This window comes from Kocuria sp. CNJ-770 (assembly GCF_001942375.1).
Taxonomy (GTDB): Bacteria; Actinomycetota; Actinomycetes; order Actinomycetales; family Micrococcaceae; genus Kocuria; species Kocuria oceani.
Genome location: NZ_MKJW01000012.1, coordinates 1 through 2,724, shown reverse-complemented (window position 1 = coordinate 2,724; position 2,724 = coordinate 1). Strand labels below are relative to the sequence as shown.

Here is a 2,724-nt window from a genome sequence, read left to right as displayed (position 1 = left end):
TTTGCCCGGAAGCCGAGGACGTGGCGGCCCTTCGCCTCGCCGCGGTTGTCGCCGGCGGCTCGCTCAAGGTCGCGGAGCGTGCTCTCGGGGTAGGCCCGGTAGCCATGATCGCGGCCCTCGGTGCGCCCCAGGCTGAGCACCTGCCGGCCCCAGGCATCCTCGGTCCCCGCACGCAGCTGGATGTCGAGCATCTGAGGTGACCGCTCGCTCTGCAGCGCGATCATCTCGAGGCCGGTCCGCCTCACGCCGACGAACCCGTCGAAGGCGAGAGCCTTCTTCGGCTGCTCCGGTTCACGCGGCCGGGTGTACGCCCGCGGCTCCTGACGGGCCTCGGACGGCTCAGCAGCCTCCTGGGCGGCAGGAGGTGCCGCGACCGGCTCCTGAGCCGTCTGCGGGGACTGCACGGGCTCCGTGACCGTCGGGGCCTTCTCGTCGCGCTCGCGGTCCTCGTCGGTCATCGCCCGTCGCCGACGGCGCGGTGCGACCTCGAGGTCGTCGTCCTTGTCCTGAGCTCCCTGCGTAGCGAGAGGATCAGGTCCTCCACCGCGGATGTCACGGTCCAGGGCCGCGCGGCTCTCGGGGGTGTCCAGTGCCTGCTGCTCGGCCCAGAGGTCATCGAGGGCAGCAGAGGCGCGATCACGGGCCGAGACGGCTGGCGCCTCGCGCTCGAAAGGCTTGATCGCCGGCATCTTGGTCACCGGCGACCGACCGTGTTGCGCCGCCAGCGCCTCGAGGTCCTTGAGCAGTTGCTGTCGCTCGACGCCCGGCAGCTCGCCGACCTCGCGCGGCGGGAGGTGCGTCAGATCCTGGTGGGCGGCCACGCGCTCCCAGGTGCCCTGGGCGACCTGCTCGAGCTGGTCCTGCACTCCGTCATCTCCGAAGCGGGGGCCGAGCGACCGCTTCGCGAACGGGTTGCTCCGACCGACGACCTTGAAGCTGCGCAGCTTCACGTCGCCAGCCTTCGTCTCGCGCAGCGACGTCGTCACATCGCCATCGGTGACTGCCTCGAGCGTGTCGCTGAAGGTGCGCATCCGATCGTTGCGATCCAGACCGGCCAGAGATCCGGCGTAGGTCACCGACATGTGCTCGATCGCCAGGTCGACACCCTCGCGCACCTTCTCCTTGTCGGTGAGCTTTCCCTTGAGACGTGCCCAGTACGTCGCAGGATCGCTCTTACCCCGCTCGTACTGCTCGCTGCCGACCGGGGCAAGAGTCTGGGCGGGCAGGCCGTACTCCGCATGGCGCTCATTGAGACGCTCGTCCATACGACGGCGCAGCTCGTCGATGTCGGTCAGCGTGCCCCGCAGGCGCTGCCCCGCACGGTAGCGTTCGCCCTCGACCACCATGTCCTTGGCGATCACGGAGTTGATGACCACGTGGACGTGGTACTTGCCGCCCTCGCCACGCTCGCGCGCAGCCTCGGACCCCTCGGCGTCGGTCTGACCGACCATGAGCATCTGCTCGCCCGGATACATCTCGGTCAGGCTCTCCTGGACGAACCGGAACGCCTCGGCCGTCTGCTGCGGATCATCCGGGTTCACCTCATGCGGAGCGAAGCTGTACTCCATGTGGTAGCCCTCATGGCAGAGCTCGTACTCGTTCTCCGGTGCGACACGGACATGCGTCGCCGTCTCACCGGGGCGAGCCGGCCGCCAGTTCTTCCCGACCTTGAGGTGCGTCGCCTCAGCAGCATCGTCCGGCTCGTAGTAGCGACCCTTGCTCTTGCGCACCTTGCCCTGCTGGCCGTGCTCCTGTCGGAGGTCGAGGAAGTCCGCGGCGGCGGTCGAGATCCCAGAGTGTTGGGCGTACACCTGCGCGACGCGCTCCTCCACCCTCTGCTTGCTACGGGCCTTCGGCGACATGACGTAGCGGATCGTCGCGGTCGTCGAGTCAGTGGGGATGATCTTGCTCTGCATGGCCGATCACCGCCGCGTCTTGCGGTTGAGTTCCGCCATCTTCTTATCGACCACAGACGCCAGCTCCACGACGGCGAGAGACAGACGCTCCTGCTCGTCGCTCAGCACGGCGATCTGGTGCTCATCGAATCCCGTCGGGACTCCGTGGCGAGCAGCGCCGTTGCATGCGCGGGCGATCTGGTTGAGCAGATGACCCTGGGCTCGCGCCTGACTCTCGAGACCAGCGACGGATGCACGCAGATCGTCCCGGGTCTGCAACACGGCGTCGCGCAGGGCACGCGCATCGTCGACGCCGGCGGGGATGCGCGCCTCGCGACGAGAGTCATCATCAGTAGCCACGTCCGTCGTCGCCTCAACAGGGACGCTGCCGCCCGGCCGCATGGACGAGCAGACGAGACGACGGAGCGCTGCAGCGGGCGATCCCAGGGCGGGCTCGATCTTCCTAATACGCTCGAGATGCACCCGCTCATCCAACGTCAGGCGGGTGCTCACGACCTCAGAACGACTCTCGGTCTTCTTGGCACTCACGGCAATCACACTCTCGGCTCGCAACACAACGCTGACGTTGCGTGCCGCCTATGTATGCCGGACCCGGCTCGTACCTACTCGCCGGGCGGGTGCGCTTCTACACGCGTGCCAATCGCACCCACCACTATTCTAACCCGAATGCTCCGCGCGCGATACCCATGACCGCGACGCACCGCGCTCTGCTATAGCAGCTACACGGACGCCCTGCTATAGCAGACGACGCTCCCTGTTATAGCAGCTGCTATAGCAGCCCTGACGGACGGTAGCCAGCAATCCCCCC

The 2,724-nt window shown here is 67.5% G+C and carries 2 protein-coding genes; both read right to left on the bottom strand.

Annotation, left to right across the window (positions count from 1 at the left end; genetic code table 11):
* Positions 1-1,916 (bottom strand): relaxase/mobilization nuclease domain-containing protein (locus BJF77_RS00700; protein ID WP_139318368.1); only part of this gene is annotated, 1,916 nt, incomplete at its 3' end.
* Between the two features lie 6 nt (positions 1,917-1,922).
* Positions 1,923-2,444, bottom strand: coding sequence for a hypothetical protein (locus BJF77_RS00695; RefSeq protein WP_139318367.1), 522 nt, complete (start codon positions 2,442-2,444; stop codon positions 1,923-1,925).
* Positions 2,445-2,724: the final 280 nt, after the last annotated feature.